The organism is Enterobacter sp. EC_50 (assembly GCF_019584525.1).
GTDB lineage: Bacteria > Pseudomonadota > Gammaproteobacteria > Enterobacterales > Enterobacteriaceae > Enterobacter > Enterobacter roggenkampii.
On sequence record NZ_VDAF01000121.1, the window covers coordinates 1 to 231 of the forward strand.

1 protein-coding gene is annotated in these 231 nt (G+C 42.9%); it reads left to right on the plus strand.

Annotated features, from left to right (window positions below):
* Nucleotides 1-2 precede the first annotated feature (2 nt).
* Nucleotides 3-231 (plus strand): transposase family protein (locus tag FHC48_RS23295; protein ID WP_310572873.1); only part of this gene is annotated, 229 nt, incomplete at its 3' end.

Here is a 231-nt window from a genome sequence, read left to right on the forward strand (position 1 = left end):
CCATCCCAGATTATCGCCAACAAGGTAAAGTCGAGCACAAGTTAACTGATATCATTTTGTTAACAATTTGCGCGGTGCTTTCCGGTCAAGATGACTGGAAAGCTATCCATCTTTACGGCACTAGATGGTTAGATTTTCTCAAACGCTTTGGTGATTTTAGTCATGGTGTTCCCTCTGCCATTACCATTGCAAGAGTGATGGGAATGATTAGCGCGACACGCTTACAAAAGT